The sequence below is a fragment of the Comamonas trifloxystrobinivorans genome, assembly GCF_043359985.1.
GTDB classification, from domain to species: domain Bacteria; phylum Pseudomonadota; class Gammaproteobacteria; order Burkholderiales; family Burkholderiaceae_C; genus Comamonas; species Comamonas trifloxystrobinivorans.
Genome location: NZ_JBHZGV010000002.1, coordinates 37382 through 63527, shown reverse-complemented (window position 1 = coordinate 63527; position 26146 = coordinate 37382). Strand labels below are relative to the sequence as shown.

Here is a 26146-nt window from a genome sequence, read left to right as displayed (position 1 = left end):
TAACGGGGGGTCGACATGAGCGATAACGGTGTGCAACGCACGCTGGGCAGCGTCCTGGTGGCCTTGCAATTCGGGTTGATCGTGCTGCTGGCGTGGCTGGGATTACCTTCATTCTTGTCGGACCAGGCGCCTGCTGGTGCCTGGGTTACCTCAGTCGCGGGCGCGTTTGTGGGGATCTGGGCGGTGTCAACCAACCGGCCGGGCAACTTCAACATCAGGCCTGTACCGCGCGCCGGAGCGCGACTGGTCCAGCAGGGCCCCTACCGGTGGATCCGCCACCCGATGTACACCGCGGTGATGGCGTGTGGCATTGCAGCCGCATGGGCCAACACAACCTGGCTGGCCTGGCTGGCCCTCGGTGCGCTGGTTGCCGTGCTGGTCAGCAAGGCTGTGCTGGAGGAGCGCTGGATGCTTCTGGCGCACCCGGGCTATGCGGCCTACCGACGGGACACTTGCTGGTTTCTGCCGTGGATCGCCTAGTCTCGCGGTATGGCGTCCGGCCAACGGCGATACGTCTACACGCCTCGAACCTTGTCCAAGCCTCCATTTCACATCCACCATGATCCCCATTCATACCCAATCCGCCTGGCGCGGCACCTCCGATTGCAGGTCTTGTGCCGTGCGTGAGGTCGCCCTGTTCTCCAACCTCAACGAGGAGGACTTTGCCCTCATCCACGCACCCATTGATGACATGGCGTACCGGGCGCACCAGGTGCTGTTCAACGAGGGGGACGCAGCGGGTGGAATCTTCACATTGCGCTCTGGCATGCTCAAACTGTCCCGAATCACAGGTGACGGGCGCCGACGCATCCTGCGCTTGCTGCGTCCGGGCGATGTGGTCGGCCTGGAGGCGCTAGCCACCGGCCGCTACGACAGCGAGGCGGCCGCGCTGACCGATGTGACGCTGTGCCGCATTCCAACCGAGGTGGTGCACAAGCTGAATCTGAACTCGCCGCGCATGCACGCAGGCCTGCTCGACAAGTGGCATAAGGCGCTGCGAGAAGCCGACGACTGGCTGGCCTCGATCAACTTCGGCACCGCGCAACAGCGGGTCTGCCAGTTCATCCTCAAGATGCGCCACACCACCGATCCGGCCTTCGTCACGCTGTTCTCGCGCGAGGACATGGGCGCCATGATGGACCTGAAACAGGAGACGGTGAGTCGCGAAATTTCGGCGCTGGTGAAAGCAGGTGCCCTGCAGCCAGTGGACAAACTGGGCCGTCTGTACCGCATCATAGACGAATCGCTGCTGCAACCCGGCTCCAACCTTTGAAGCGCAGCCGCCTGAGGCTATCGGCGGCATAGGATAAGACAACCGCCGCCATGATCCATGTCATGAGCGGTGTTCCGTGGTGGGTCGACACTGAACCCATCGAACAGCCAACAGCTGTTCGGTTGATTCTTCAACCTTCCAACGGAGTCCCTCATGGAAAACGCATCGAACTCAAGCTTCCCCCACCTCAACGAAGCCGCACCGGCATTCAAGGCCAACACTACCCACGGAGAGCGCAGCCTGGACGACTACAAAGGCAAGTGGCTGATCCTGTTCTCGCACCCAGCCGACTTCACGCCCGTATGCACCACCGAGTTCATCGCCTTCGCCAAGGCTTCAGACACCTTCAAGAGCATGAACTGCGAACTGCTGGGTCTGTCCATCGACAGTATCTACTCGCACTTGGCCTGGATGCAAAGCATCAAGACCAGCTTCGGCGTGGAGATTCCCTTCCCCATCATTGACGACATCAAGATGGATGTGGCTCGTGCCTACGGAATGATTCACCCGGGTGCTGCCGACACGCAGGCTGTTCGCGCCACATTCTTCATCGACCCCGAAGGTAAGCTGCGCGCCATGGTGTATTACCCCATGAGCAATGGCCGCTCGATCGACGAGTTCGTGCGCCTTCTGACCGCCATGCAGACCAGCGACGCCCACAAGATCGCCACGCCTGAGGGCTGGACGCCGGGCTGCGATGTCATCGTGCCGCCACCCAAGACCCCGGCCGCTATCGAAGCGCGCAAGGGCGAGGGCTACGCCATGAAAGACTGGTACTTCTCGACCCGTAAGCTCTGACCCTGGCAGCCCGGGTTCCGTGCTTCAAGCCGCGTCAGGGGCGTCACCGATATCGCGAAGCTTGCGGTAGAGAGACCGCTCGCTAATCCCGAGTTTTTCCGCCAGTTCGGCGCGGCTGCCGCGGTGGGCCTTGAGCTGGGCCTGCAGGGCGGCACGCTCGACGCTTCGCAATGAAGACTCCGCGCCGGATGCTGTGGCCTCCGGCGCTTCTGCGCGTTGCAATGCCACCGGCGAAGGCCTCGCGTCGGTACCCAGTGCGCGCTCCACATGCACTGGCTCGATACTGTGGCCGTCGGCCAGCAAGGCAGCGCGCTCCAGAACATTGCGCAGCTCACGCACATTGCCCGGGAACGGATAGCGCTGGAGCAAGGCCAGCGTATCTGCAGACAGGCTCAGACGCCGTTGCGGCGCCACCCGCTCCAGCAGCGCTGCCGCCAGCAGCGCAATGTCGTCTCCCCGTTCCCGCAGCGCCGGCAGGGCAATGGGGAATGTGCTGAGCCGGTAATACAGGTCTTCGCGGAAGCGCCCGTCGGTCACCATGGCCTTGAGGTCGCGGTGTGTGGCCGAGACCACGCGCACATCGGTGCGCCTCAGCTCGTTGCTGCCAACGCGGCGGTAGGTGCCGCTCTCCAGCAGGCGTAACAGCTTAACCTGCATGGCTAGCGGAATGTCGCCCACTTCATCCAGAAACAAAGTACCGCCACTGGCGGCTTCCACCAACCCGGGCTTGCTGGTATTGGCACCAGTGAAGGCGCCTCGTTCGTGGCCGAACAGTTCACTCTCGAACAGATTCTCGGGCAGGCTCGCACAGTCCACCACCACCAGCGGGTGGGTTGCGCGCGGGCTGGCATCGTGCACAGCCTGGGCCACCAACTCCTTGCCTGTACCCGACTCTCCGAGCAGCAGCACGCTGGCTTGCGACGGCCCAACCCGAGCCACCAGCTCCAACATGCGCTGGAAGGCCGGCGAACGGCCCACCAGTCCCTGCCGCACGGGCTGACCCTGGGCCACGCGCAAGGGCTCCATCTTCTCCACGAAATACGCCTGTTCACCCGTTGCATCTAGCAGTGGCACCAGCTCGATGTTCACGTACGACTCGCCCTGGGGCGTGTGGTGCAGGTGCAGCACGCGTTCGCGCTGGCCCGACTCGCGCGCACGCGCCAGAGGGCAGCTTTCACCTGCCTGATCACATGGCACGCTGAAGTGATGGGATACCTCGTAGCAGGTGCGCCCGACCACCGAGGCGCGCGGGCTGAACTGGCTACGGTAGGCCGCATTCGCGGCCATGATGCGGTACTGGCGGTCCAGTAGGATGTGCGGCTCGGCCAGGCTTTCCAGGTAAGAGAGCAGTTCAGGCAACACGTGGGCCATCGGGTAGATCTTTCGGAACATTGCACAGGATCCCAGCGGGAACCTGCGGTCAATCACTGTCAAGTTGCCCTGCCATTTTGGCAGACAGCTGACTGCTTTGGCAGAAGAAACCTGGCAGCGTGGTGGCAGCCAGGCTGCCTATCACGCCGTGAGCCCTGAATTCATTAGGTTTTTTGCGCCGGCGCTTGTTGGCACGGCTCTTGATAAGTGAAAGGCGTTTGCCACTTCACCGATTCAAGGAAACACCCAATGTCTGACCTGCCTGACGCACTCCTGTTGGCGCGCATCCAGTTTGCGTTCACGGTGAGTTTCCACTTCCTGTTTCCCGTATGTCATTCCCGGAGCCGTGACCATCTGGGAAGCCGCAACCGACCACAGCGGCCAGGTCTTCATGCTTTGGGGCACGGCCTTCGTGCTGCCCATGATCCTGGGCTATACCGCCTGGTCCTACTGGGTGTTCCGCGGCAAGGTCAACTCAGACGGATACCACGCATGAAAAACCCTCTGCTGCGCTGGCCTGCCATCACCGCGAAGAGCGCCGACGAACCGCTGGCACCGCTGTGGATCCGCTTGCTCTGGATGGCGGGCATCTGGCTCGCGAGCATCTCAGTCCTGACCGCAGTAGCCATGGTGCTGCGGTGGGTGCTGAAAACCTAAATTGGCTTGGCAAAGACAAGCTTCGAGCTTGCGCCAAACCCTTTTGTCGTCAACCACCCTAATGAGGAGACAAAAATGACGAACACTCAGTATGCTGCGCACACGAATTCGACACGTAGGCGCTGGCTGCAGGCTCTGGCTTCTACGCCACTCGTTCCGACATTGACTGCCCCGGCTTTGGCTGAAGGGGCCACAAAAACAAAAGCCCACATCGTGATAGCTGGCAGCGGTCTGGGCGGCATCGCAGTCGCCAACAGGCTGTCTAAGCTGCTTGACGGTGCAAAGATCACCATCATCGACCGCAAAGAAGAACACAACTACCAGCCTGGATACACCCTGGTTGCATCGGGTGTTTGGCCTGTGTCTAAGGTGCGCGACAGCAATGCAGACTTCCTGCCCGCTGGCATCGAATGGGTGAAAGACATGGTTGCCAGTTTTGATCCTGTGGCAAACACCGTCAGTACCGTGGGTGGGCAACGCATTCGCTACGATTTTCTGGTGGTTGGCATCGGCGTTTATTTGGACTACACCCAGATCACCGGGATGGATGTATCAGCCATCGGACGCGAAGGCCTGACCAGCGTCTACCCGAGCCCAGAGGCTGCACAGGCGACATGGGCGACCATGCAAGCGTTCGCCGCCAAAGGGGGCAACGCGGTAATGACGCTGCCTTCTACGCCACTCAAATGTGCGGGTGCGCCCCTGAAAATGACTTTCATGCTGCGGGATCGACTGTTCAAGGCGGGCACCTTGGGGATATCCAAGATCCGTTTTGAGTCAGCACTAGGCAACGTGTTTGGGGTTAAGGCGGTCAACGACAACGTCCTCGAACGCTGGCGTGACCTGGGAATCGACGTGGATTTCTCACGCAAGCTCACCGCTATCGACATCGGTGCACGTCGCGCCACCTTTGCTTCTCCCGATGGGCAGACGCAGGAGATGCCCTATGACTTTATCCATGTGGTGCCCCCTACACGCGCTCCAGATGCCGTAAAGAACAGCGAGCTGGCATGGAAGGATGGCCCGTTTGCCACAGGTGGCTGGTTGGAAGTGGACAAGCGCACCCTCCAGCACCGACGGTTTCCTAACGTGTTTGGCATCGGCGATATCAATGGCACGCCGCGCGGGAAGACCGCCGCCACCGTAAAGAAGAGTGCCCCACTGGTGGCGCACAACTTGGTGGAAGTGATTGCTGGGCGCGTAGCCAACGAGAACTTTGACGGCTACACCTCTTGCCCGCTAATTACGCGCGAGGGCTCTGCCATGCTGATCGAGTTCGACTACGAGGGCAACCTCACCCCTACGCTACCAATGATCGAACCGCTACAGGACAGTTTTTTCGCATGGCTGATGAAGGTTCGCATGCTCAAACCCGCATACATATCCGTACTAAAAGGCCGGGTCTGAAGCCCTGGTACTGAAACCAACAACTCAAGGAGAAAAACCATGTATGAACTCTGGCTGATGCTGAATATTCTCTGGGAAGTTGCATTAAGCGTCTGGCCCATGTTACTAGCAGCATCATTGCTGTGGCTGGTGTTAATGGGCCTCACGTTGCGATACGCAGGCGCCCGATGGAGCGCTAGCTTGCCGTCAGCATTACTGATTGGGTGCATTGCCGCCTTCGCAGCGTTTCTTTTGCTTCCACAAGCACTGAGCTCTACGCTGTCCGACCTAGGCTATTGGGTGGACTGGGTCACGTTGATCGGGTTGGCAATGGCCGTAGGCGGCGCTGTCGCCGCATATGCCTTGCCATTAATCACCATACGCCGCGAGCTCGGCCATAGATGAGTCGAGTGATCGCACATCCAGCAATTTTGACGGCTGCGGCCTAACCTGCGTTATGTACTTTCGAATACTCCCTGACGAGACCAATGGTGCAATGAGCTATCTGCTGGCCGATCTTGACACTCGCGAGTGCGTTCTACTGGATCCACGTGGCACAGATGTCCCCCTGCTCAAAGCCATGCTGCAAGAACACCAGTTGCATTTGTGCTGGTTGCTGCGCACTCACGAGCATGACGCACTCCTTCCAGGTGAGTCCGCTGCATTAGATGCGCTTGGTGCTAAACGCATTCAAAAGATGATATCGGTCGAGGAAAGCGACAGGATAGCTTGTGAAACGAGTGCGCTTATGTTTGGCAACGAACTGCTGAGAGTCATGCCGACTCCGGGTCACACTGAGGGCTGCGTGAGCTACTTGTGGCGCGATCGGCTGTTCTGCGGCGATCTGCTGACGGTGGATGCTTGCCCACACCAACCGAGACCAGCTCTGCCCGAAGCCTTATGGGACAGCGCGACCCGCCATGTATTCACCCTGCCTGGTGAGACCTTGCTTTTCTACGGCCACGCACAGCAGGGCCGCGTCGTGTCGAACGTGCTGGAGCAGCGACGCTGGCACCCCTGGTTTGGAAATACCACGCGCGATGAGTTTCTTGCGTGCGTGCGCTCCCCCAAAACTGAAGCCAATGCATCGTCAATGCGCGACGTTACGCTGTCCACTCACACCCTATGACAACCTTTTGCGGCTCTGCCGACACCAATACAGCCAACATCGTCCCCGAAAGCGTTTATACGCGCCTTGGTGGTGCGCCAGCGATCCGAAGATTGGTAGACCGTTTCTACGAATTGATGGACGAGTTGCCCGAAGCGTATGGCGTGCGCCAGCTTCATCCGAGCTGCCTCTCAGGCAGCGTCGACAGCCTGTTCAAGTACCTCAGCGGATGGTTCGGCGGTCCACCCTTGTACGAGCGGGAGCGCGGTCATCCCCGGTTGCGCAAGCGCCATTCGCCCTATGCCATCAACGCGGCAGTGCGTGACGAATGGCTGTTGTGCATGCAACTGGCGCTGGCCGAACAGGTGGATGACCTAGCCTTGCGAACATCCATCGAGCGAGCGTTTTCTCATATGGCCGATCACCTGATCAACACGGACTACTTGATCAAAGGGTGCTCGCGATGACTGACCATCACCTGACCAATCCTGGAGTGGGCACCATGAACGCGGCATCCCAGAGCCCGCTCCGACGGCTATTGCGCGCACTCAGATCCTATGCGGTGCTTAGCACCGTCCTGCTGTCGCTGCACGGAACGCTGGCGGCAGCGCCACTTTCTGTGGGATCTGTACTTCCCGCATTGACGCTCAAAGATCAGCACGATAAAAGAGTGGTTATTCCTTCCGATACCCAGTGGGTGCTATTCGCCAGTGAAAAGTCGGTGAGCGACATGGTCAGCGCCGTCTTGTCGACGCAACCGGCCGACGTAGTTGCTGGCATGCGACTGATATACCTTGCTGACATCAGCGGAATGCCTGCAATTGTCACAAGCATGTTCGCGCTTCCCAAGCTTCGATCACTTCCTTTCTCGATCGCCCTGGTGCGAGATGCCAATGAAGCGACCCAGATCGCCGATCTACCCCGCCAGCCAGGTGCAGCCACCTTGCTACGACTTGAAGATGGCCGCATTACGCGCCTCGATGCGGTACGCAATTCCACCGAACTTCGCTTGGCGTTGGGACTTCCCCCAGCGATTCAGGCACCTTGAAATCAGCTTCACGTGCCCGCACCACGCCGTTGAATTCGCACTTCGTCTCTTTTTTGCCCGCGATTGTTTTTCCAACCCACTGGAGTTCCACACTATGAAGAAGTCTTTCCTGATCACCACCATCCTTATGTCAACAGCCCTCGTGGCGCAGGCCGACGAGTTGTTTGTGTCCATACATTCGGGCGCAGCCATGGCACAGGGCGCAGGTCTCGTCCTTGCCGGACAAGCGCTAGAACAGAAGGTCGACGTGCGCGTGCTGCTGTGTGACGCAGCCGGTAATATCGCGGTCAATGGCCAGACCATGCCCAGCCTCAAACCGCGCAACGTCACACCGCAACAAATGCTTCAAGGCTTAATCAAAGCCGGAGCTAAGGTAGAGGTGTGTGCGCTTTACTTGCCAAACACGGGTCGTCAGCCCGCCGACTTGCTCACAGGTGTGACCCCGGCAAAACCCGCCGAAGTCGCTGCCCATCTCCTCAAACCTGGCGTACGAACCCTCGCTTTCTGAAAGCGTATCGAGGGAAATCGTTTGACTGATCCCCTTCGAGGCTACGTTCAGTGCTTTCTACACGATCCACACTTTGTCCGTCTCAACCTATTCTCATTGCAAACCTATGAAAACAGCACACGATCTCGTCCTCGCCGCGAAGGCTCAATGCACCGAGGTAGCCGTCGAGCATGCTCAAGATGCTCTTCGCTCAGTTGAAGTAATCATCGACGTTCGTGAGGCGGATGAATACGCAGCGGGGCATTTGGCTGGATCCATCAACATTCCGCGGGGTTTGCTCGAGTTCAAGTTGTCAGGGACGCCGGAATTGGAGCGACGAGACATTAGCGCATTGCTGTACTGCAAGACGGGCGGACGTTCCGCGCTTGCCGCAGCCACCATGCAAAGCATGGGATACCTTCATGTAGTTTCAATGGCAGGTGGCTATGACGCCTGGGTTGCGGGGGGTGGCGCGGTTATTAAGGCGTCTCAGCCGACTTTTGACTGATAAGTTCGCACGGCATTGATTTCCACGCAAGACCTAACTGTCTTGTGTGGGGGTCAACACCGGTTGTCGACGATGTTGCTCTCGACTTAATCTCAAATTCGCTTATTCCCAGGGGCGAGAGATTCGATCAACATGGTAACGCCTGCCACATTGTTACCTGTAAGGACGGCAGGGCTACTTCCGCGGCCAAATTCAGCTATGAAACTGCACAAGCAAGCGTGACTATCTTGCGGGCCATGGGCGGCGATTGCAGGGTTAACACCGTAACCTTCGATCGGACGCTACAGCGCAGCACCAATCTTTGGACAATAGCAGCGCCAACGTATGTCACGCCAAAATTCAAACCCCGGACGGGTACCGCTCAGTCCAACACCAATGTTTGCGCAGCTACCGGGCGACATCGGATAGGCTGTGTTCCCAGACCAACCCTGCCTTGCGGGAGCTCCGTGCTATGGCGAGCATTGAACGTACTGCGTACCCTCGATTTCCTCGAACGCTGACACTCAAGGATCTCCAGGCCTCCTTCACCCCGAGACCTGAAGAAATCGAATGGGCCCACCAACACTCGCGTACTCCAGAACGCCGCCTGGCCATCCTCGTGCTGCTCAAATGCTTCGAATTCCTGCGGCACTTCCCAGCGCTCGAAGCGATTCCAGCCGAGGTTGTCGAGCATGTTTCCGCGACGCTGGGCACCGCCCCGACTGTCAAGATCGAATTCGCTTCGCTAGCCACGCTGTATCGTCATCACAAAGCGATTCGAGAGCTGCTCGGTGTGAAACCCTATACCGACGGGGAAACTCGAGCGCTGGCGATCCAAATTGCTCAGCAGATCGCCAGCGTGGTGGAGACGCGCGTTGACATTATCAACATCACCATTGAGGAGTTGGTACGGCTGGGTTACGAGCTGCCAGTGTTCCGTACGCTCGACGAAATATCTGAACAAGCCCACTCGGCGGCGGAGGTCGCATTGCACGAGCGAATCAATCAGCGCCTGGGCTCGCCCCAAAGAACGTGGCTTGACCGATTGCTGGAGTCGGAATTTCCGGCACGGCGAACTCTGTACAACCAGATCAAGAAATCGGCAAAAAAAGCCTCGCGTAAGCATCTCGATTTGCTGTTGGACCAGCTGACATGGCTTGAGTCACTGCCTGACAGCGACGCGCTGCTAGACGGCATTCCGGTCACTAAGCTGATCTACATGGCCGGCATGGCTTCGGCGCTTGATGCGAGCGACATGAAGGACTTGCTACCCGCCAAGCGCTACACATTGATCCTGGCATTGATCCGACAAATGCGAGTGAAGGCCCGCGACGATGTGGCTGAAATGTTCATTCGCCGCATCGGAGCCATCCACAAGACCGCAAGAGAGGAACTGCAGGTGATCCAGGCGCGACAGCGCGAACTGAGCGAAGAACTCGTCGCCACGCTGGAGCAGGTGCTGGAGATCCTTGCAGAAAACCTGGATGACGCCAGTACCGGGCAGCGCGTTCGAGATCTGCTAGCTCCGCACGGCAACCTGGATCAACTGACCATGGACTGTGAGGCCATCCGAGTCTGGAGCGGGGGCAACCATCTGCCGCTGGTCTGGAAAGCGTTCAGCAGTTGGCGTGCGGCGATGTTCCGGATGGCGAAGGCGTTGCGCTTTGAAGCTGCGACCCAGGACCGCAGTCTTCTGGATGCCCTGCAGGTCGTGCTGGCCAATGAACACCGCAAGGTGGAGTGGATCGAGGATGACTTGGCGCTTTCGTTCGCCTCCGAACGCTGGCGCAAGCTAGTGCGCCGTTCTCATGGGCTGGGGCACCCGACTAACCGTCGCTACCTCGAAGTTTGCGTTTTCAGCTATTTGTGCAGTGATCTTCGTTCTGGCGATATATGCATCGAAGGCTCGGAGTCATTTGCCGACTACCGCTTGCAATTGCTGCCTTGGGAGGAGTGCGAAGCGCAGCTGCCAACCTATTGCGACCGGATTGGAATACCCGCCACTGCGGGTGAATTCGTAGACGGACTCAAGCAATTGCTAACCGAGACGGCCAAGAAAATCGATGATGAGTTTCCGCAGCATGCTGGAGACGTGGTGATCGGTGCCAACGGTGAGCCGACGCTTCGGCGTACTGTTGCACGCGAAGTGCCTGCCTCTGCCATAGCACTGCATGCCGCCATCGAAAATCGCACAGCCCCTCGCAACCTGCTGGATGTTCTCGCCAACATCGAGCACTGGACCGGATTCACCCGGAACTTTGGGCCGCAGTCGGGCGACGATCCCAAGCTTCGCAATGCGCGTGAGCGCTACTTGCTGACCGTTTTTGCCATGGGCTGCAACCTGGGACCCAACCAAGCAGCGCGTCATCTGTCCAACGGCGTGACGCCACATCAACTGTCGTATGCCAACCAGCGGCACATGAGCCTGGACCAGCTGGACAACGCCTGCCGGGATCTGACCGAACTGTATCTGCGGCTTGAGCTGCCCAAGCTGTGGGGCGAAGGCAAAAAGGTCGCAGCAGATGGCACCCAGCACGACTTCTACGACCAGAACCTGCTGGTGGGCATGCATTTTCGGTATCGACGCATGGGAGCTGTGGCCTACAGGCACGTCGCCGACAACTACATCGCGGTGTTTCGCCATTTCATACCACCAGGGGTTCTGGAAGCTGTCTACGTCATCGAGGGCCTGATGAAGGCAGGCCTGAGCGTTCAGGCGGATACGGTGTACTCGGACACCCATGGCCAATCGGAGACGGTGTTCGCCTTCACGCACCTGGCGGGCATCCAACTGATGCCACGCATCAGAAACTGGAAGGATCTACGTTTCTATCGCCCTGAGAAGGGGATGCGCTTCCGGCATATTGACCGCGTGTTCAGCGATGTCGTGGACTGGAAGCTCATCCGCGACCATTGGCGAGATCTGATGCAGGTATCGATATCGATCCAGTCTGGAAAGATCGCCTCACCGATGCTTTTGCGCAAGCTCAGCCAGGAAGGGCGTCACAACCGACTTTTTGCTGCGGCACGCGAACTTGGCCGCGTACTGCGCACGATCTACCTGCTGCGCTGGATTTCCAGCAAGGAAATGCGACAGGAGGTGAGTGCGACGACCAACAAAATCGAGTCGTACCATGCTTTCACGAAATGGCTGGACTTCGGCGGCGACGTGATCAATGAGAACGATCCGAACGAGCAGCAAAAGCGGGTGCGCTTCATCGACCTGGTTGCCTCTTCGGTGATCCTGCAGAACACGGTAGACATGATGCGGGTGTTACAGGAGATGTACGCAGACGGAGAGCCGGTTTCTGCTGCCGATGTCGAGTACCTGAGTCCCTATATGACTTCGGGCATCAAGCGGTTTGGCAACTATCACCTCGACCTGAAGCGCCCCCCGGAGCCTTGGGTCAAGGAATCACAGTTTCGTGAGGCGGCCAAGCGTGCACGAGCTGCGGCAGTTGCAGTGGCTGCGGAGGGGCAGCGAGCCGGCCAAAAGGGAGCTGGAGCATGAGTGATCCAGAAACCACCGCCCTCACGGCCTATGGTCGGCTGGACAAGGCAGCGCTGACACGGCTACAGAGCACTTACGACACCTCAAAACTGCTGCGTGCAGTTGAACAGCTAGACAGAATTGTGGGAAACGCACGAGGCCAGGACGGTCTTCGGGACGTACTGCTACGGCTTCACGGAATGGCGCACGTGGTGGTCAACGGGGCCGGTTTGTCAGGCTCTGCGGAAGAGAGCTTGCCCGAACTGGCTTTTGAAGCATCTTCAGAGATCCGTCAAACAATCGCTACGCTGCAGGAATGGGTGAAGCTGATTGAACCGCTGGAAACACTACACGTGACCAATTGAGCTTCTAGTTTGAATAAAGGAGCGATTTCACATAACCAAAATGCTTATGAGTCAAAACTGGCTCTATCCCGGCTTGCCCTCAGATCCCGCAGGAGTGCGCCCATGCTGGGCGCACAATACAAAAAAGCTTCCTTCTGGAAGCTTTTTACTGCCCGTCGCGACAGGGCTGAATCTGGCGTACTGCCGCGCTTTAGTTGATGCGCATGCCGGCCTTGGTCATCATCTTGCCGATCAGGTCTTGGGCATCTGCGCCATCGAGGTTGACCTGGTTCAACAGCGCGTTGCGGGCATCTTCACTGATCTCAACGCGGCGGGCGCCGTCAAAACGCTTTTCCCAGTATGCAATGTTCATGCTTTCCACACGCACGGTCGTACCGGTGCGGGGTGAATGGATGAACTTGCCGTCGCCCATATAGATGCCGACATGGCTGAAAGCGCGGCGCATGGTGTTGAAGAACACCAGATCGCCCGGCTTCAGATCTGCCTTGGCGATTTGCTCGGTAGCGGCGGCCTGCTCTTCGGCGCGGCGCGGCAGAATTTTGCCCCAGCTCTCGGCATACACAGCACGTACCAGACCGCTGCAATCAAAACCGGTCTCTGCACTGTTACCACCACGGCGGTAAGGCACGCCAATGAGGTTGAGGGCATTGCTGATCAGCACGCTGGCCTGGTCACGGGCCTGGTGGTGCATGGTGTCCAGCCGGGTCAGACCGCTTTGGCCAATGCCCAGCAGCACATCCAGATCGGATGGTTTTTTCTCCACATCGGGTTCGGCGTGCGCAGCGCTGGCCGCCACGGCCACGATGAGGGTGCAGATCCATTTCAAAGACATAGCGGGCGACTGTAGCATGGTTTATTTTGCGCACGGGTCATAAATGTGTAACGAAATATACACCAGCGCCTCCTTATAAACCCGCGGTTTCTATATTCATCGGCATATATTGCGGCAGATCAAATGCATGCAGAAGTGCCTTTAAACAATTGAATTTATTAAAAGTTTTCCATATCGCACTGACCATCGCGGCAGCACTCGTTGTATCTAATTGCAAGCGCACTTACTATTTGCCGTGCGTCAGCCATGTGTAAAGTGGCAGGCATGGGCAAAGATATGCCTGAATTCAGATAAGCAAATAAGCGCAGGCCTCAGCACATCAGCAGTGCCTGCTGCTCCTGCACCGTCGATTGCAGGTAGCGCCACACCAGCTGGATGCCGGGCAGCGAGCGCAGCTCGGGCGGCATCGACATCCAAAAGGTGCGCGTGAACTGCGCTTGCTCGGGCAGCACACGCTGCAACAGCGGGTCTTTGTCTGCCAAAAACCCCGGCAATACGCCCAGCCCTGCACCGGTACGTACAGCCGTGTACTGCGCCAAAATGCTGGTGCTGCGAAAGCTGAAATGCTGCGGCGTAGCCAGCGTGTCCAAGAACTGCAGCTCCTTGGTGAAGAGCTGGTCGTCTATGTAGTGCACAAAGCGGTGCCGGGCCAGATCTTCTGTCGAGGTGATCAGCGGATGGCGCGCCAGGTATTCACGCTGGCCGTACAAATACAAGCGGTATTCGGTGAGCCGGCTGGTCACCACCGTGTCGCGAATCGGGCGCTCCAATGAGATGACGATATCGGCCTCGCGCCGCGACAGTTGCAGCATGCGCGGCACGGCCAGCAAATCGATGGTCAGCAAAGGGTAACGCTGGGCCAGCACGGCCAGGTGCTTGGCCAGGATCTGCGTGCCAAAACCTTCGGTCACGCCGATGCGCACCACGCCGCTGGGCGTATCACTGCTCTGGTTGACGGCGATCGGCGCAATGCCGCGGGCAATCTGGTCCATGGCTTCGGCACGCGGCTGCAGTTGGCGACCGGCATCGGTCAGCTTGTAGCCGCTGCCCTCGCGGGTGAACAAGGTGGCGCCCAATTGCTTTTCCAGCGCCTGGATGCGGCGCGACACCGTGGTGTGTTCCACGCCCAAAGCCTTGGCCGCACCCACCAGGGTGCCCGCCTGCACCAGCGCCCAGAAATAGCGCAAATGGTCCCAATCCATGCCGTGCTCCGCCTTGTATCAATGCACAGCATTATTGTGCAAATATGCAGAAGCTAGGGCAAATGATTCCGAACACTACAAAAACAAGAGCTGTTGGCGCTCAATGGGTGAGCACCAACAGCTCTTTGAATACCAATTTACGCATGCACAGCCACCGGTGCTTTTCGGCACGCTTATTGGCAGCCCCCCACACCACCAATCGAGGTCAGGCGCTGCAGGTTGAAATGCTGCGTCCCGTCCTTGCCCGACAAGGTGGCCTTGGCCAGGCCGCAGCTGCTGAAGGTGATATCCAACGTGCCCCAGGTCTCCACCTGGTACGCGGGCTGCGTGAAGGAACCTGCAGTCGTAGCACCCAAGGTGGTGGTGTACTTCACATTGGTTTTGAGCGTGCCGGTTGGCACTTCGGTCGAAATCAGCCACAGCGGAAGGCTGGAAGCGCTGCGCCCGTAGTACGTCGCAAAAAAACCGTTGTCCGCCGCAATAAAGTTAAAGCCCGTGCCGTTGGAGGCCGGGTCGTACCAGAGGCCGGTGATGCCTTGGGGGGCGAGTGGCACCTGCGGGAGCGTGTCACCGCCATTGATCACCGGCGTCAGACTGGCGGAAAACGTGCCTACCATGGTGACGGTCGTCGTGCTCGAGCGCAAAAGTATGATGCCCGACAGCCTTCCCGCTTCTTTTTCATTGTTGCCATACATATCAATGTATTGCGGGAACGCTTGGCGCCTGCAGTCCATGCTGACCCGCCCTTTGATGGGTTGGCCCACGCTGTCGGTGGCCTGGCGGAACTTGCCGGTGCCGACAAAGTTGCCCATGCCAGTCAGACTCTCCACCGTGCAGTTAAGAGTGCCATCGTCCTCCACCTTGAAGGTGACCGTGCCTTGTTCCGACCACGGTGCATCTACACTGGCCCGGGCCGAGTAGCTGCCGGTATAAGTCGTCGTCGCTGCTGCCGTTTGCCACAGCCCCATCACCAGACCCAGGCCAAGCAAGGATTTTTTCAAACCATGGAATACACGCATGACTGCCTCCCATCGAAATTGGAATGGAAAGGCGATTATTCCATTGCTATTTTAAATTTCAATAGGCATATCAATTGATATCAGACATGGCAGAGTCCTCAGGCACAAGGCGTGCGAAAGACGCCTTGTGGTGCAGCAGCCCTGCCTCTGCCCGTCAGCAGCCGCCCACGCCGCCGATGGTGGTCAGGCGCCGCAGGTTGAACTGCTGTGTTCCGTCCTTGCCCGACAAGGTGGCCTTGGCCTGGTTGCAACTGCTGAAGGTGATGTCCAGCTTGCCCCAGGTTTCCACCTGAAAAGCTGGTTGTGTGAATGAACCCGCCGTGGTGGCACCCAAGGTGGTGGTGTATTTCACATTGGTTTTGAGCGTGCCGGTCGGCACTTCGGTCGAAATCAGCCACAGCGGATGGCTGTCAGCACTGCGGCCATAGAAGGTCGCAAAAAAACCATTTTCGGCCGCAATAAAGTTAAAGCCGGTGCCGTTGGAGGCCGGGTCATACCAAAGCCCCGAGATCGCTGGCGGGCTCAAAGAGCTGCCTCCAGCGTCGCCGCCACCACCAGCCGACTTCTTGGCCGTGAAACTGCCCTGCTTGATATCGCCGCTGCCCGTTGCCGCCGTGGCGTACTGGCCGGTCAGCGTGTCAGCGCTGCGAACATTGTTGCCGGAGACCGAGAGGTAGTTGGGAAAATCATTGTGGTCGCAAGTGAAAACCAGCGACGGCGTTTGCTGGATCACACCGCCCTTGCCGGAATAGTTGCCGTTGCCTGCTGCGCTCGACAGGCTGCAACTGACTGCTCCGTTGGCATCGATATTGATGGTGATGCTACCGTTGTCAGCGCCCGAATACGTGCCCACATAGGTTTGCGCACTGGCCACTTGCGCCAGGCCAGTCGCCAAACCCAAACCAAGCACCCACTTGCTGCACATCTTGATTGCTGCCATAGCCGACACTCCCGTCAACGGATTGAAAATGAAAAGCCATTATTTCATTGACTTTTCATAATTCAATAGGCATATCAATAGTTTTTTACAACAATTGGTGTATGCGCCAGGGCAACAAAAGCGAACAACTCAGCGCTTGCCGTCCCGCGTACGCAGCCAGGCGTAGGCCAGGCCCAGCAGCACAAACCAGGCGGGCGTAGCAATCAGCGCCTGGCGCGTGTCGCTCTCAAAAGTGAGCAACACCACAATTCCGGCGAAGAAGGCCAGGCACAGCCAGCACATGGCCACGCCGCCGGGCATGCGGTAGTGCGAGGTGCGGTGCAGATCGGGGCGGTTCTTGCGGTAGCTGATGTACGACAGCAGGATCAGCGACCAGACGAACATGAAGAGAATGGCCGAGACCGTAGTGACCAAGGTAAAGGCCTGCACCAGGTTGGGCACCACCCACATCAGCACCGCACCGCCCAGCAAGCAGATGCAAGAGAAGATCAGCCCGCGCGAAGGCACGCTGCTGGCCGACAAGCGGCCAAACGAGCGCGGTGCATCGCCCTTGAGCGCCAGGCCGTAGAGCATGCGGCTGGTGGAGAAAACGCCGCTGTTGGCCGACGAAGCAGCCGAGGTCAGCACCACAAAATTGATAATGCTGGCGGCAGCCGGCAAGCCTGCCAGCACAAACAGCTCGACAAACGGGCTCTTGCTGGGCACAACATCGCGCCACGGCGTCACAGCCATGATGGCTATCAAGGCGCACACGTAGAAGATGATGATGCGCACGGGGATGGAGTTGATAGCGCGCGGCAGCGTGCGCTGCGGGTCTTTGGCCTCGGCCGCCGTCGTGCCTACCAGCTCAATGCCAACAAAGGCGAACACGGCAATCTGAAAGCCGGCAAAAAAGCCCATGGCGCCATGCGGAAACATGCCGCCGTCGTTCCATAGGTTGGCCAAGCTGGCCGTGCGCCCGGCAGGCGATTGGAAGCCGGTGAACACCATGTACAAACCGGTGCCCACCAAGGTGACGATGGCGACGATCTTGATCATGGCGAACCAGAACTCGATCTCGCCGAACAGCTTCACCGTCAGCAAATTCAAAGTCAGCAGCACGCCCACACAGGCCAGTGCCGGCGCCCATTGCGGCAGATCCGGCCACCAGAACTGGGCGTAGGCCGAGATGGCGATCACGTCGGCAATGCCGGTGATGATCCAGCAGAACCAGTAAGTCCAGCCGGTAAAAAAACCGGCCCAGGGGCCCAGCAGATCAGCCGAGAAGTCGATAAAGCTTTTGTACTGCAGGTTGGACAGCAGCAGCTCGCCCATGGCGCGCATCACAAAGAACAACATGACGCCGATGATGGCGTAGACGAACACGATGGATGGGCCGGCCAGGCTGATGGTTTTGCCCGAACCCATAAACAAGCCGGTGCCGATGGCGCCACCAATGGCGATGAGTTGGATGTGGCGGTTGCTGAGGTTGCGCTGCAGATCGTCGGCGCCCGGCAGGCCCCCCGATTGCTCCGCTGGGGCCGGTTTGCTCATGGGTCAGCTCGGTTCAGTGCGTTAGCTTGAAAAGGATCGCAGGGGTTTGCGCATGCTCAAACCCGTAACGGAACGCAAGCATAAACCAGGGTTTCCCCTTGATATTGGCGCAAGGTTATTTTGCTGCGCAACTATTTATGCAGCCAATGGAGTCTTTGCCCCAGACGCTGTGCCAAGCCCAGCAAGGGCTCGACCGCGCTGTTATCCACCACCGAGAGCGGGTAACTGTCGCTATCAATATCAAAGCTGAGCAAGGCCAGGCCTTGCGTTTGCAGAAAACTGCCCGCTTCTTGCAAGGCGTCAAAACCATCGGCTTCGCTGGCAGCCAAAACATCCAACGGCACCGCGGCTTGTTGCATGGATTTGAGCTGTTTCAGGTTCCAGACCAGGTCGTCCATGTCCAGCTTCCAGTCGAACTCGCAGTTTTGGCCTCGGCGCTGCAGGCCATCCACCAAGGCCAACCAGGGCCGCACGCCTTCGGCGCCATAGATGCCCCGGTTTTCCAGATCGTCGGTGAAGCGGCTGTGGTAGAGCGCCGGCTCGGTCAGCGCCAATTGCACCTCGGTCCACAAACCATCGACATCGTCTGGCACCAGCGCCTGCGCCACCACAATGCTCAGCGCGCGCCAGTCCTCGATGGTCACTGCGCCTTGCGCGGGCAATGGAGCCGGTTTGGCCACAGACGCCTGCTCTGGCGCAGCCGCTTGTGCATCCGCTGGCTTGCCCAGCGCTTGCTTGATCCAGTTGCTCAGGCCCATGGCTCGCCCTTTCCCGCTTGGCGATTGCTGAAAGCCACAGTATGCCGCAATCCCCATGACCAAAATCAATTGTGCGCAGCCGCACATATCTGTGCAACCAACCTCTTGCTCGGGCGATTGCGCACACCTACCATGTGTAACACCGGTGGCGCTGCAACGCCGGACGGGCGACCATCCACTCTCGGACGCCTGCGAGCAGGCAGCCGCTTTCCGCACCCAACCAACCCAGGAGACAAGCATGAACGCACCGCAATCCACCGGCACGCTGGCGCCCACCGTCAAGCTGCTGATCAACGGCCAGATGGTCGAATCCAAAACCACGCAATGGCGTGATGTGGTCAACCCGGCAACGCAGCAGGTGCTGGCGCGCGTGCCTTTTGCCACGCCCGACGAAATCAATGCCGCCGTGGCCAACGCCAAGGAAGCGTTCAAGACCTGGAAGAAAACCCCCATCGGCACCCGCGCCCGCATCTTCTTGAAGCTGCAGCAGCTGATCCGCGAGAACATGAAAGAGCTCGCTGCCATCCTGACCGCCGAGCAAGGCAAGACACTGCCCGACGCCGAAGGCGATGTGTTCCGCGGCCTGGAAGTGGTGGAGCACGCGGCCAATATCGGCAGCCTGCAACTGGGCGAGCTGGCCAACAATGTGGCCAATGGTGTGGACACCTATACGCTGAACCAGCCGCTGGGCGTGTGCGCCGGCATCACGCCGTTCAACTTCCCCGCCATGATTCCGCTGTGGATGTTCCCGATGGCCATCGCCACTGGCAACACCTTCGTGCTGAAACCTTCCGAGCAAGACCCGATGGTCACCATGCGCCTGTGCGAACTGGCGCTGGAAGCCGGCGTGCCCCCAGGCGTGCTGAACGTGATCCACGGTGGTGAAGACGCGGTCAACGCCATCTGCGACCACCCCGATATCAAGGCCATCAGCTTTGTCGGCTCTACCAAGGTGGGCACGCACGTGTACAACCGCGCATCGCTCAACGGCAAGCGCGTTCAGTGCATGATGGGCGCCAAGAACCACGCCATCGTGCTGCCCGATTGCAACAAGGAACAATCGCTCAACGCCCTGGCCGGTGCCGCTTTCGGTGCCGCTGGCCAGCGTTGCATGGCGCTGTCGGTGGTGGTGCTGGTGGGCGAGGCGCAAAAGTGGATCCCTGAGCTGGTCGAGAAAGCCAAGACGCTGAAGGTCTCGGGTGGCACCGAAGCCGGTACCGATGTGGGCCCGGTGGTGAGCTGCGCTGCCCTGTCGCGCGTGGAAAGCCTGATCGAGCGTGGCATTGCCGACGGCGCCAAGCTGGAGCTCGACGGCCGCAAGCCCAACGTCAAGGGCTACGAAAAAGGCAACTTTGTCGGCCCTACCATCTTCTCGGGCGTCAAACCCGGCATGTCGGTCTACGACCAGGAAATCTTTGGCCCCGTGCTGTGCATTGTGGCGGCGGACGATATCGACCAGGCGATCGAGTTCATCAACGCCAACCCCAACGGCAACGGCACGGCCATCTTCACGCAAAGCGGCGCTGCGGCCCGCAAGTTCCAGGAAGAGATCGATGTGGGCCAGGTCGGCATCAACGTGCCAATCCCTGTGCCCGTGCCGCTGTTCTCCTTCACCGGCAGCCGCGCCTCCAAGCTCGGCGATCTGGGCCCTTACGGCAAGCAAGTGGTGATGTTCTACACCCAGACCAAGACGGTCACCGCCCGCTGGTTTGACGACAGCACCACCAGCCACGGCGTCAACACCACGATCAGCCTGAAGTAAGAGCGAGCGCAAGAATGCAGGCGGCATTGCCACGCCGCCTGCGTTTTTGCTGCGATGATCGACGGCATGGCTTTTATTTCCCCACTCCGCAAAACCCGGCACCCAGCCGAACTGGCTGTGCCCGCCGATGCAGACCTCTGGCCTAAAGCATCCGTACTTTCAGCGCTGTTAGCTATGTTTTTTGTAGCATCCACTGCCACTACGCCTTTGCCCGCTTTAGCGCAAGCTGGCGCGGCCTGCGTGCCCGGCGGCACGGTGGAGCAAACCAATGCCTGCGCCGTGCAGGCCTTTCAGCAAGCCGATACCGACAACAACATTCTTTATGGCGACGTGATGCGCATCCTCTCCGCCCACGAACGCCCTGCTCTGCGCCGCGACCAGAACGACTGGATTCGCCAGCGCGCCGCCACCTGCAAAAAGCAGGAAGCCGCGCACGAAAACCAGGCCGACTGGAGCCGCCGCTACCACGAATGCCTGGTGGCCGAAATCGGCAAACGCAGAAAAGAATTGATGGTTTGGCTGCACGAAGGCCCGCCCACCGGCACAGCGCAAAAACCATAGCCAACCGCGCTTGGGGCGTGCTACGTAATCCTGCACGCCTACCCTCAGCCGCCCAGCCACTGAGCAAGCAGGACAGAACAAAACAAGACAGGAGACAACACCATGGATTTCGAACTCTCAGAAGACCAACGCGCCTTTGCCGACACCGCCCGCGCCTTTGCGCAGACCGAGCTGGCCCCGCACGCCGCGCACTGGGATGCCGAAGCCATCTTCCCGCGCGAAGCCATTGCCAAGGCGGGCGAGCTCGGTTTTTGCGGCCTGTATGCGCCCGAGAACGCTGGCGGCCTGGCCCTGCCTCGGCTTGATGCCACACTGGTTTTTGAAGAACTGGCCGCCGTCGACCCGTCATCCACCGCCTTCATCACCATCCACAACATGGCCACCTGGATGCTGGGCACCTGGGCCACCGACGCGGTGCGCAACGAATGGGGCGAGGCGCTCACCAGCGGCCAAAAACTCGCCAGCTACTGCCTGACCGAACCAGGCGCCGGCTCGGACGCTGCCTCGCTCAAAACCCGGGCTGAGCTGGTCGGCAACGAATACATCATCAACGGCAGCAAAGCCTTCATCAGCGGCGCCGGCAGCACCGATGTACTGGTGCTGATGGCCCGCACCGGCGACGCCCAATCAGGCGCATCCGGCATCAGCGCCTTCGCTGTGCCCGCCAATGCGCCCGGAATCAGCTACGGCAAAAAAGAAGAAAAAATGGGCTGGAACAGCCAGCCCACGCGCGTCATCAGCTTTGACAATGTGCGCATTCCCGCGCACAACCTGCTCGGCCGCGAAGGCGAAGGTTTCAAGATTGCGATGAAGGGCCTGGACGGCGGCCGCATCAATATCGCCACCTGCTCGGTGGGCGCAGCACAAGGCGCGCTGACCCAAGCGCAAAGCTATATGCAAGAGCGCAAACAGTTCGGCAAGCCGATTGCGAGCTTCCAGGCGCTGCAGTTCAAGCTGGCCGACATGGCGACCGAGCTGGTTGCCGCGCGCCAAATGGTGCGTCTGGCTGCCAGCAAGCTGGACGCCGGCGCCCGCGACGCCTCCACCTACTGCGCCATGGCCAAACGCTTTGCGACAGATGCCGGCTTCAACGTCTGCAACGACGCCCTGCAACTGCACGGCGGCTACGGCTACATCCGCGAGTACCCGCTGGAACGCCTGATGCGCGACGCCCGCGTGCACCAGATTCTGGAAGGCACGAACGAGATCATGCGCGTGATCATCGCGCGCCGCATGTTGGATGGCGATGCGCCTGAGGTGATTCGCTGAAATACGCCCATGCCTGATGCCCTGACCACTACCGTCCAAGCCGTCCACCAAGACAGCGAACACCGCTTCAGCAAGCCAGCGGTGCCAGCCATCGTGCTGCAAGCGGGCCTGGGTGTCGTGGGCGATGCGCACTACGGCGCCAAGGTGCAGCACCGCTCGCGTGTCAAAGCCAACCCTGATCAGCCCAACCTGCGCCAAGTGCATCTGATCAGCGCCAACCTGTTTGCGCACTTGGCCACGCTGGGTTTTCAAGTACAGGCCGGGCAGTTGGGCGAGAACATCACGCTCGCCGATAGCGCAGGCCTCGGCTGGCACGCACTGATCAGCCTGCCCGTGGACACCCGATTGCACTTCGGCCAAGGGCCGGTGTTGCAACTCACCGGCCTGCGCAACCCTTGCGTGCAGATTGACCATTTTCAAAAAGGCCTGTTTGCCGCCATGCTGGACAAAACCGCCGACGGCCAGGTGATACGCAAGACCGGCGTCATGGCCGTCGTGCTGCAAGGCGGCACGGTGCAAGTGGGTGACAGCGTCGCCGTGGAATTGCCGCCAGCGCCGCATCGAGCGATGGAGCGCGTCTAACGCAGGAGAAGCACCATGCCCCGCCGCCCCATCGCCCCCGAAACCCTGCAGCTGATCGACGCCGTGCGTGAGGCGCTGGCCGAGAACGTTGCGGGCGTCGATGTGCAAGAGAAAACCATGTTCGGCTGCCATGTGTTCATGGTGGACGGCAAGATGTGCCTGGGCGTGGAAAACGACGAGCTGCTGGTGCGCCTGCCACCCAGTACGCACGCCCAAGTGGCCGAGACTCCGGGCGTGCGGCCTTTGTCCAGCAAAGGGCTGATGGACGGTTATTTTCTGGTGGGCCCTGCTGCCTATGCCACACGCGAAGCCTGGCAGCAATGGATCGATGGCGCACTCGCCTTCAACCCGCTGGCCAAAGCCACGCCGAAAAAGAAGAAAAAGGCCGAAGCCGAGGCCGCGCCGCCCACACCTGCCCGCAAACGCCATAGCGTGTTTGACAGCGATCTTTAACCCGCAGCACGGAGCCACAACCCCATGCCCATCCGCATTGTCCAACTCGGCACCCCGCGCACAAGCAACGAAGGCCTGCGTATTGGCACCGTGCGCCGCCCGCCGCGTGGCGTGCCCAAGGCCGAATTTGCCAGCCGCGATTTTTACGACATCTGGTACCCCGAGCTCTCGCCCGAGCCCGAGCTGATGGCCGCCGCGCAAGCAGCGGTACAACTGCTCGAAGCAGGCAATACAGCCGAAGGCAGCAAACAGTGGAAAGCCTTTGACAAACAGTTTCGTAAACAGCTGGCCGAAGCACCGGCAGCGCGCACGCTGGATCTGCTGGCCGCGCTATCGCACAGCAGCGCTTTCTCGCTGGGCTGCTATTGCGACAACGAGGAGCGCTGCCACCGCAGCATTCTGCGCGAGCTGCTGCAATCGCGTAACGCAGCCTTGGCTAACTAATCACTAGTAAAAACAGCCCAGGCGAACCCCCAACACCCGTATCACTTACTGCAAACACCAACCCCAAGGAGACAAAAGCATGGCAAATATCGCATTCATCGGACTGGGCAATATGGGCGGCCCCATGGCCATCAACCTGGCCAAGGCCGGCCACAGCGTCAAGGCATTTGACCTGAGCAAAGACGCAGTCGCCAAAGTAGTGGCCGACGGTGGCCAGGCCGCAGCCAGCGCCCAAGAGGCCGTGCAAGGCGCAGAGATCATTGTCAGCATGCTGCCTGCCAGCCAGCACGTGGAAAGCCTGTTTCTGGGCACGCCCGCGCAAGCCGGCCTGCTGGGCAGCATCAAGAGCGGCGCACTGATTATTGACAGCTCCACCATCGCCGCCGCCACCAGCCAGAAAGTGGCCAAGGCGGCCGATGCCAAAGGCGTGGCCTTTATCGATGCACCAGTGTCCGGCGGCACCGGCGGCGCAATTGCCGGCACGCTGACCTTCATGGTGGGCGGCAAGGCAGCCGATCTGGAACGCGCCCGCCCGCTGCTCGAGAAAATGGGCAAGAACATCTTCCACGCCGGTGACGTGGGCGCCGGCCAGACCGCCAAGATCTGCAACAACATGCTGCTGGGCATTTTGATGATCGGCACAAGCGAGGCAATCGCCCTGGGCGTGGCCAACGGCCTCGATCCCAAGGTGCTGAGCGAGATCATGCGTCGCAGCTCGGGCGGCAACTGGGCGCTGGAGGTCTACAACCCCTGCCCCGGCGTGCAAGAAGCCAGCGCCGCCACGCGCGGCTACACCGGCGGTTTTGGCACCGACCTGATGCTCAAAGACCTGGGCCTGGCCCAAGAAAGCGCCATGACGGTAAAAGCCAGCACGCCGCTGGGCGGCATGGCGCGCCAGTTGTACGCAGCCCACAGCATTGCCGGCCACGGCGGCGAAGATTTCTCCAGCGTGATCAAGATGCTGCAGAAGAAAAGCTGAAGGTTAACAAGCTATCGCGCACCATTGCGCAATAGCCCAAAGGCGCTGTAGCATGGCTGCAGCGCCTTTTTTTGCGCACTTCCCTGATTCAAGCAGGAGCCCAGCATGTCCAGCATCAATGGCATTGGCACCCGGTACATCGGCCACGCTGAGCAGCGGCGCGATGGTTCCTTCATCACCACCAAGTGGTTGTGCATAGGCTTTCCGCTGGTGCCGCTCGGCTCGTACCGCATCTTCCCGGAGAGTCGCAGCAGCCACGCCCTGGGCATGTACACCCGCTCCACCTTCAGTGCAACGCCCGACGGCCTGTATTTGCCACACTTGTTCCAGGTGTATCGCTGGTATGCGGCATTTGCGCTGGTCTTGTTCGTGGCAGAGCGCTTCAGCCGCGCCTAGTGGCGGAGTCAAGCATGAGCCATGCCTACCAGGAGATTTGCCATGAAACCGAGCGTCATCGTTCTTTTCTCATTGATGGCTAGTGCGGGCAGCGTCAGCGCCTGCCCTCCTCCGAGAACCCCGCCACCCCCATTCACAGAAACCATTGCCGAAGAGTTTCAGCTTGCCAACACTGTTTTTGAAGCCACCGTGGTGGGTTACAAAGACACCACCCAGTATGACAAAGGCATTGCTGGCACGCTCTATACCGCAGTCAAGCCAATCCAGGGCTACAAAGGGCAGGCCAAAGACTTTCCGCGGGAATTTCGCGTTGAAATGGCGGGACACACCTGCGACAAATGGCCCAACTACCAAATCGGCAGCCGGCTGCTGGTGATGACGGTCAAGGGCCAAGAAAGGCCGCTACGGGTAGTTTCAGCCGATTGGGGCACCGAATTCCAAGAATCCATGGCCGTAGTACGCCAACTCAGCCCAACGACCAAACCCTGAAAGCGCTCAAGCCCGAACCAACGGCACTTGCAGTCAAGAGACCAACAGACGAATAGTTACACCATTGGCGCTCGCTGCTATGCCAAGGCGGCCGTTGATAGCCGCGCTTCCGCTATGCTGTGCTGCAAGCAACTACTTCACAGCCACACCACGCCATGACCTACCCCATCCAGCACGAAGAAGCCAACTCCAAAGGCGCGTTCTATGTCGAAAAAGACAAGCAGCGCATTGCCGAGATGACGTACAGCCGCACCAATGCCACGATGATCATCATCGACCACACCGAGGTCGACGAATCGCTGCGCGGCGAAGGCGTGGGCCGCCACCTGCTCGATGCGCTGGTGGCCTGGGCGCGCAGCACGGGCACCAAGGTGCTGCCACTGTGCCCTTTTGCCAAGGCGCAGTTTGACAAGGATCCGTCCATCCGTGATGTATTGGTTTAATTCCTTGACTGGCA

The 26146-nt window shown here is 59.6% G+C and carries 31 protein-coding genes; 24 read left to right on the top strand and 7 right to left on the bottom strand.

Translation table 11 applies throughout. The features are described 5' to 3' along the window. Positions 1-15: 15 nt before the first annotated feature. The 3 genes from ACFIQF_RS01970 (at position 16) to ACFIQF_RS01960 (ending at position 2071) form a co-directional block, all read left to right on the top strand. On the top strand, positions 16-480 hold the full coding sequence (locus ACFIQF_RS01970; RefSeq protein ID WP_393939612.1) for a methyltransferase family protein: 465 nt from the start codon (positions 16-18) through the stop codon (positions 478-480). 79 nt (positions 481-559) lie between these two features. Further along, entirely contained in the window at positions 560-1273 is a 714-nt protein-coding gene (locus tag ACFIQF_RS01965; protein WP_393939611.1) for a Crp/Fnr family transcriptional regulator, read from the top strand. Positions 1274-1426: 153 nt separating this feature from the next. Next, the gene (locus tag ACFIQF_RS01960; protein ID WP_008903053.1) at positions 1427-2071 is read left to right on the top strand and encodes a peroxiredoxin; all 645 of its coding nucleotides are present in this window, start codon (positions 1427-1429) and stop codon (positions 2069-2071) included. 24 nt (positions 2072-2095) lie between these two features. On the opposite strand, the gene ACFIQF_RS01955 is transcribed toward ACFIQF_RS01960, so the two are convergent. Continuing rightward, entirely contained in the window at positions 2096-3442 is a 1347-nt protein-coding gene (locus tag ACFIQF_RS01955; RefSeq protein WP_393940009.1) for a sigma-54 interaction domain-containing protein, read from the bottom strand. A gap of 346 nt (positions 3443-3788) precedes the next feature. Here ACFIQF_RS01955 and ACFIQF_RS01950 point away from each other — a divergent pair, with 346 nt between their 5' ends. From ACFIQF_RS01950 to tnpC, 11 genes are all read left to right on the top strand, one after another. Continuing rightward, a complete protein-coding gene (locus ACFIQF_RS01950) occupies positions 3789-3938 on the top strand; it encodes a cytochrome d ubiquinol oxidase subunit II (RefSeq protein ID WP_393939610.1) in 150 nt (49 codons plus the stop codon). Next, a complete protein-coding gene (locus tag ACFIQF_RS01945) occupies positions 3935-4099 on the top strand; it encodes a hypothetical protein (protein ID WP_393939609.1) in 165 nt (54 codons plus the stop codon). Before ACFIQF_RS01950 ends, ACFIQF_RS01945 begins: the two co-directional genes overlap by 4 nt. A 75-nt stretch (positions 4100-4174) precedes the next feature. Further along, positions 4175-5506: an NAD(P)/FAD-dependent oxidoreductase gene (locus ACFIQF_RS01940; protein ID WP_393939608.1), complete on the top strand. Its 1332-nt coding sequence runs from the start codon at positions 4175-4177 to the stop codon at positions 5504-5506. Positions 5507-5545: 39 nt separating this feature from the next. Further along, complete coding sequence (locus tag ACFIQF_RS01935; protein ID WP_393939606.1) at positions 5546-5890, top strand: hypothetical protein; 345 nt, start codon at positions 5546-5548, stop codon at positions 5888-5890. Between the two features lie 91 nt (positions 5891-5981). Next, on the top strand, positions 5982-6614 hold the full coding sequence (locus ACFIQF_RS01930) for an MBL fold metallo-hydrolase (protein ID WP_393939604.1): 633 nt from the start codon (positions 5982-5984) through the stop codon (positions 6612-6614). Next, positions 6611-7060 (top strand): group II truncated hemoglobin, encoded by a 450-nt coding sequence (locus ACFIQF_RS01925; protein WP_393939602.1) that lies wholly within the window; start codon positions 6611-6613, stop codon positions 7058-7060. The genes ACFIQF_RS01930 and ACFIQF_RS01925 overlap by 4 nt, the downstream gene beginning before the upstream one ends. A gap of 35 nt (positions 7061-7095) precedes the next feature. Continuing rightward, positions 7096-7641: a hypothetical protein gene (locus ACFIQF_RS01920; RefSeq protein ID WP_393939601.1), complete on the top strand. Its 546-nt coding sequence runs from the start codon at positions 7096-7098 to the stop codon at positions 7639-7641. 94 nt (positions 7642-7735) lie between these two features. Further along, positions 7736-8149: a DsrE family protein gene (locus tag ACFIQF_RS01915; protein ID WP_393939600.1), complete on the top strand. Its 414-nt coding sequence runs from the start codon at positions 7736-7738 to the stop codon at positions 8147-8149. 106 nt (positions 8150-8255) lie between these two features. Next, complete coding sequence (locus ACFIQF_RS01910) at positions 8256-8636, top strand: rhodanese-like domain-containing protein (RefSeq protein ID WP_198460494.1); 381 nt, start codon at positions 8256-8258, stop codon at positions 8634-8636. 451 nt (positions 8637-9087) lie between these two features. Further along, positions 9088-12126 (top strand): Tn3 family transposase, encoded by a 3039-nt coding sequence (locus ACFIQF_RS01905; protein WP_393939599.1) that lies wholly within the window; start codon positions 9088-9090, stop codon positions 12124-12126. Further along, positions 12123-12470: a Tn3 family transposase post-transcriptional regulator TnpC gene (gene tnpC / locus ACFIQF_RS01900; protein WP_393939597.1), complete on the top strand. Its 348-nt coding sequence runs from the start codon at positions 12123-12125 to the stop codon at positions 12468-12470. Before ACFIQF_RS01905 ends, tnpC begins: the two co-directional genes overlap by 4 nt. A 190-nt stretch (positions 12471-12660) precedes the next feature. Here the strand turns inward: tnpC and ACFIQF_RS01895 are convergent, their stop codons facing one another. From ACFIQF_RS01895 to ACFIQF_RS01870, 6 genes are all read right to left on the bottom strand, one after another. Then, on the bottom strand, positions 12661-13302 hold the full coding sequence (locus ACFIQF_RS01895) for a C40 family peptidase (protein WP_393939595.1): 642 nt from the start codon (positions 13300-13302) through the stop codon (positions 12661-12663). Positions 13303-13613: 311 nt separating this feature from the next. After that, positions 13614-14504: a LysR family transcriptional regulator gene (locus ACFIQF_RS01890; protein ID WP_393939593.1), complete on the bottom strand. Its 891-nt coding sequence runs from the start codon at positions 14502-14504 to the stop codon at positions 13614-13616. A gap of 173 nt (positions 14505-14677) precedes the next feature. Then, positions 14678-15523 carry a hypothetical protein gene (locus ACFIQF_RS01885; RefSeq protein ID WP_393939592.1) on the bottom strand — a complete coding sequence of 282 codons (846 nt, stop codon included), beginning with the start codon at positions 15521-15523 and terminating at the stop codon, positions 14678-14680. A gap of 154 nt (positions 15524-15677) precedes the next feature. Next, positions 15678-16463 carry a hypothetical protein gene (locus tag ACFIQF_RS01880; RefSeq protein ID WP_393939591.1) on the bottom strand — a complete coding sequence of 262 codons (786 nt, stop codon included), beginning with the start codon at positions 16461-16463 and terminating at the stop codon, positions 15678-15680. Positions 16464-16592: 129 nt separating this feature from the next. Next, the gene (gene cycA / locus ACFIQF_RS01875; RefSeq protein ID WP_393939590.1) at positions 16593-17996 is read right to left on the bottom strand and encodes a D-serine/D-alanine/glycine transporter; all 1404 of its coding nucleotides are present in this window, start codon (positions 17994-17996) and stop codon (positions 16593-16595) included. 131 nt (positions 17997-18127) lie between these two features. Further along, on the bottom strand, positions 18128-18754 hold the full coding sequence (locus ACFIQF_RS01870) for a DUF6630 family protein (protein WP_393939588.1): 627 nt from the start codon (positions 18752-18754) through the stop codon (positions 18128-18130). A gap of 238 nt (positions 18755-18992) precedes the next feature. On the opposite strand from ACFIQF_RS01870, the gene ACFIQF_RS01865 reads away from it, so the two are divergent. The 10 genes from ACFIQF_RS01865 (at position 18993) to ACFIQF_RS01820 (ending at position 26132) form a co-directional block, all read left to right on the top strand. After that, positions 18993-20516 carry a CoA-acylating methylmalonate-semialdehyde dehydrogenase gene (locus ACFIQF_RS01865; RefSeq protein WP_393939586.1) on the top strand — a complete coding sequence of 508 codons (1524 nt, stop codon included), beginning with the start codon at positions 18993-18995 and terminating at the stop codon, positions 20514-20516. Positions 20517-20690: 174 nt separating this feature from the next. Further along, positions 20691-21077 (top strand): lysozyme inhibitor LprI family protein, encoded by a 387-nt coding sequence (locus ACFIQF_RS01860; protein WP_393939585.1) that lies wholly within the window; start codon positions 20691-20693, stop codon positions 21075-21077. A gap of 102 nt (positions 21078-21179) precedes the next feature. Continuing rightward, on the top strand, positions 21180-22346 hold the full coding sequence (locus ACFIQF_RS01855; RefSeq protein WP_393939583.1) for an acyl-CoA dehydrogenase family protein: 1167 nt from the start codon (positions 21180-21182) through the stop codon (positions 22344-22346). A gap of 9 nt (positions 22347-22355) precedes the next feature. Beyond that, a complete protein-coding gene (locus ACFIQF_RS01850) occupies positions 22356-22928 on the top strand; it encodes an MOSC domain-containing protein (protein ID WP_393939582.1) in 573 nt (190 codons plus the stop codon). 15 nt (positions 22929-22943) lie between these two features. Next, complete coding sequence (locus ACFIQF_RS01845; RefSeq protein WP_393939581.1) at positions 22944-23381, top strand: TfoX/Sxy family protein; 438 nt, start codon at positions 22944-22946, stop codon at positions 23379-23381. A gap of 24 nt (positions 23382-23405) precedes the next feature. Beyond that, complete coding sequence (locus ACFIQF_RS01840) at positions 23406-23825, top strand: DUF488 domain-containing protein (protein WP_393939580.1); 420 nt, start codon at positions 23406-23408, stop codon at positions 23823-23825. Positions 23826-23904: 79 nt separating this feature from the next. Beyond that, entirely contained in the window at positions 23905-24804 is a 900-nt protein-coding gene (mmsB, locus tag ACFIQF_RS01835; protein ID WP_393939579.1) for a 3-hydroxyisobutyrate dehydrogenase, read from the top strand. A 105-nt stretch (positions 24805-24909) separates the two neighbouring features. Then, complete coding sequence (locus ACFIQF_RS01830) at positions 24910-25200, top strand: hypothetical protein (protein WP_393939577.1); 291 nt, start codon at positions 24910-24912, stop codon at positions 25198-25200. Positions 25201-25242: 42 nt separating this feature from the next. After that, on the top strand, positions 25243-25689 hold the full coding sequence (locus ACFIQF_RS01825; protein ID WP_393939575.1) for a hypothetical protein: 447 nt from the start codon (positions 25243-25245) through the stop codon (positions 25687-25689). A 119-nt stretch (positions 25690-25808) separates the two neighbouring features. Next, positions 25809-26132: a GNAT family N-acetyltransferase gene (locus ACFIQF_RS01820; protein ID WP_393939573.1), complete on the top strand. Its 324-nt coding sequence runs from the start codon at positions 25809-25811 to the stop codon at positions 26130-26132. The last annotated feature ends 14 nt before the right edge of the window (positions 26133-26146 follow it).

Coding starts and splice junctions, on each gene's coding strand:
- ACFIQF_RS01970 (WP_393939612.1), top strand. CDS start 16: ATGAGCGATAACGGTGTGCAACGCACGCTGGGCAGCGTCCTGGTGGCC.
- ACFIQF_RS01965 (WP_393939611.1), top strand. CDS start 560: ATGATCCCCATTCATACCCAATCCGCCTGGCGCGGCACCTCCGATTGC.
- ACFIQF_RS01960 (WP_008903053.1), top strand. CDS start 1,427: ATGGAAAACGCATCGAACTCAAGCTTCCCCCACCTCAACGAAGCCGCA.
- ACFIQF_RS01955 (WP_393940009.1), bottom strand. CDS start 3,442: ATGGCCCACGTGTTGCCTGAACTGCTCTCTTACCTGGAAAGCCTGGCC.
- ACFIQF_RS01945 (WP_393939609.1), top strand. CDS start 3,935: ATGAAAAACCCTCTGCTGCGCTGGCCTGCCATCACCGCGAAGAGCGCC.
- ACFIQF_RS01940 (WP_393939608.1), top strand. CDS start 4,175: ATGACGAACACTCAGTATGCTGCGCACACGAATTCGACACGTAGGCGC.
- ACFIQF_RS01935 (WP_393939606.1), top strand. CDS start 5,546: ATGTATGAACTCTGGCTGATGCTGAATATTCTCTGGGAAGTTGCATTA.
- ACFIQF_RS01930 (WP_393939604.1), top strand. CDS start 5,982: ATGAGCTATCTGCTGGCCGATCTTGACACTCGCGAGTGCGTTCTACTG.
- ACFIQF_RS01925 (WP_393939602.1), top strand. CDS start 6,611: ATGACAACCTTTTGCGGCTCTGCCGACACCAATACAGCCAACATCGTC.
- ACFIQF_RS01920 (WP_393939601.1), top strand. CDS start 7,096: ATGAACGCGGCATCCCAGAGCCCGCTCCGACGGCTATTGCGCGCACTC.
- ACFIQF_RS01915 (WP_393939600.1), top strand. CDS start 7,736: ATGAAGAAGTCTTTCCTGATCACCACCATCCTTATGTCAACAGCCCTC.
- ACFIQF_RS01910 (WP_198460494.1), top strand. CDS start 8,256: ATGAAAACAGCACACGATCTCGTCCTCGCCGCGAAGGCTCAATGCACC.
- ACFIQF_RS01905 (WP_393939599.1), top strand. CDS start 9,088: ATGGCGAGCATTGAACGTACTGCGTACCCTCGATTTCCTCGAACGCTG.
- tnpC (WP_393939597.1), top strand. CDS start 12,123: ATGAGTGATCCAGAAACCACCGCCCTCACGGCCTATGGTCGGCTGGAC.
- ACFIQF_RS01895 (WP_393939595.1), bottom strand. CDS start 13,302: ATGTCTTTGAAATGGATCTGCACCCTCATCGTGGCCGTGGCGGCCAGC.
- ACFIQF_RS01890 (WP_393939593.1), bottom strand. CDS start 14,504: ATGGATTGGGACCATTTGCGCTATTTCTGGGCGCTGGTGCAGGCGGGC.
- ACFIQF_RS01885 (WP_393939592.1), bottom strand. CDS start 15,523: ATGCGTGTATTCCATGGTTTGAAAAAATCCTTGCTTGGCCTGGGTCTG.
- ACFIQF_RS01880 (WP_393939591.1), bottom strand. CDS start 16,463: ATGGCAGCAATCAAGATGTGCAGCAAGTGGGTGCTTGGTTTGGGTTTG.
- cycA (WP_393939590.1), bottom strand. CDS start 17,996: ATGAGCAAACCGGCCCCAGCGGAGCAATCGGGGGGCCTGCCGGGCGCC.
- ACFIQF_RS01870 (WP_393939588.1), bottom strand. CDS start 18,754: ATGGGCCTGAGCAACTGGATCAAGCAAGCGCTGGGCAAGCCAGCGGAT.
- ACFIQF_RS01865 (WP_393939586.1), top strand. CDS start 18,993: ATGAACGCACCGCAATCCACCGGCACGCTGGCGCCCACCGTCAAGCTG.
- ACFIQF_RS01860 (WP_393939585.1), top strand. CDS start 20,691: ATGTTTTTTGTAGCATCCACTGCCACTACGCCTTTGCCCGCTTTAGCG.
- ACFIQF_RS01855 (WP_393939583.1), top strand. CDS start 21,180: ATGGATTTCGAACTCTCAGAAGACCAACGCGCCTTTGCCGACACCGCC.
- ACFIQF_RS01850 (WP_393939582.1), top strand. CDS start 22,356: ATGCCTGATGCCCTGACCACTACCGTCCAAGCCGTCCACCAAGACAGC.
- ACFIQF_RS01845 (WP_393939581.1), top strand. CDS start 22,944: ATGCCCCGCCGCCCCATCGCCCCCGAAACCCTGCAGCTGATCGACGCC.
- ACFIQF_RS01840 (WP_393939580.1), top strand. CDS start 23,406: ATGCCCATCCGCATTGTCCAACTCGGCACCCCGCGCACAAGCAACGAA.
- mmsB (WP_393939579.1), top strand. CDS start 23,905: ATGGCAAATATCGCATTCATCGGACTGGGCAATATGGGCGGCCCCATG.
- ACFIQF_RS01830 (WP_393939577.1), top strand. CDS start 24,910: ATGTCCAGCATCAATGGCATTGGCACCCGGTACATCGGCCACGCTGAG.
- ACFIQF_RS01825 (WP_393939575.1), top strand. CDS start 25,243: ATGAAACCGAGCGTCATCGTTCTTTTCTCATTGATGGCTAGTGCGGGC.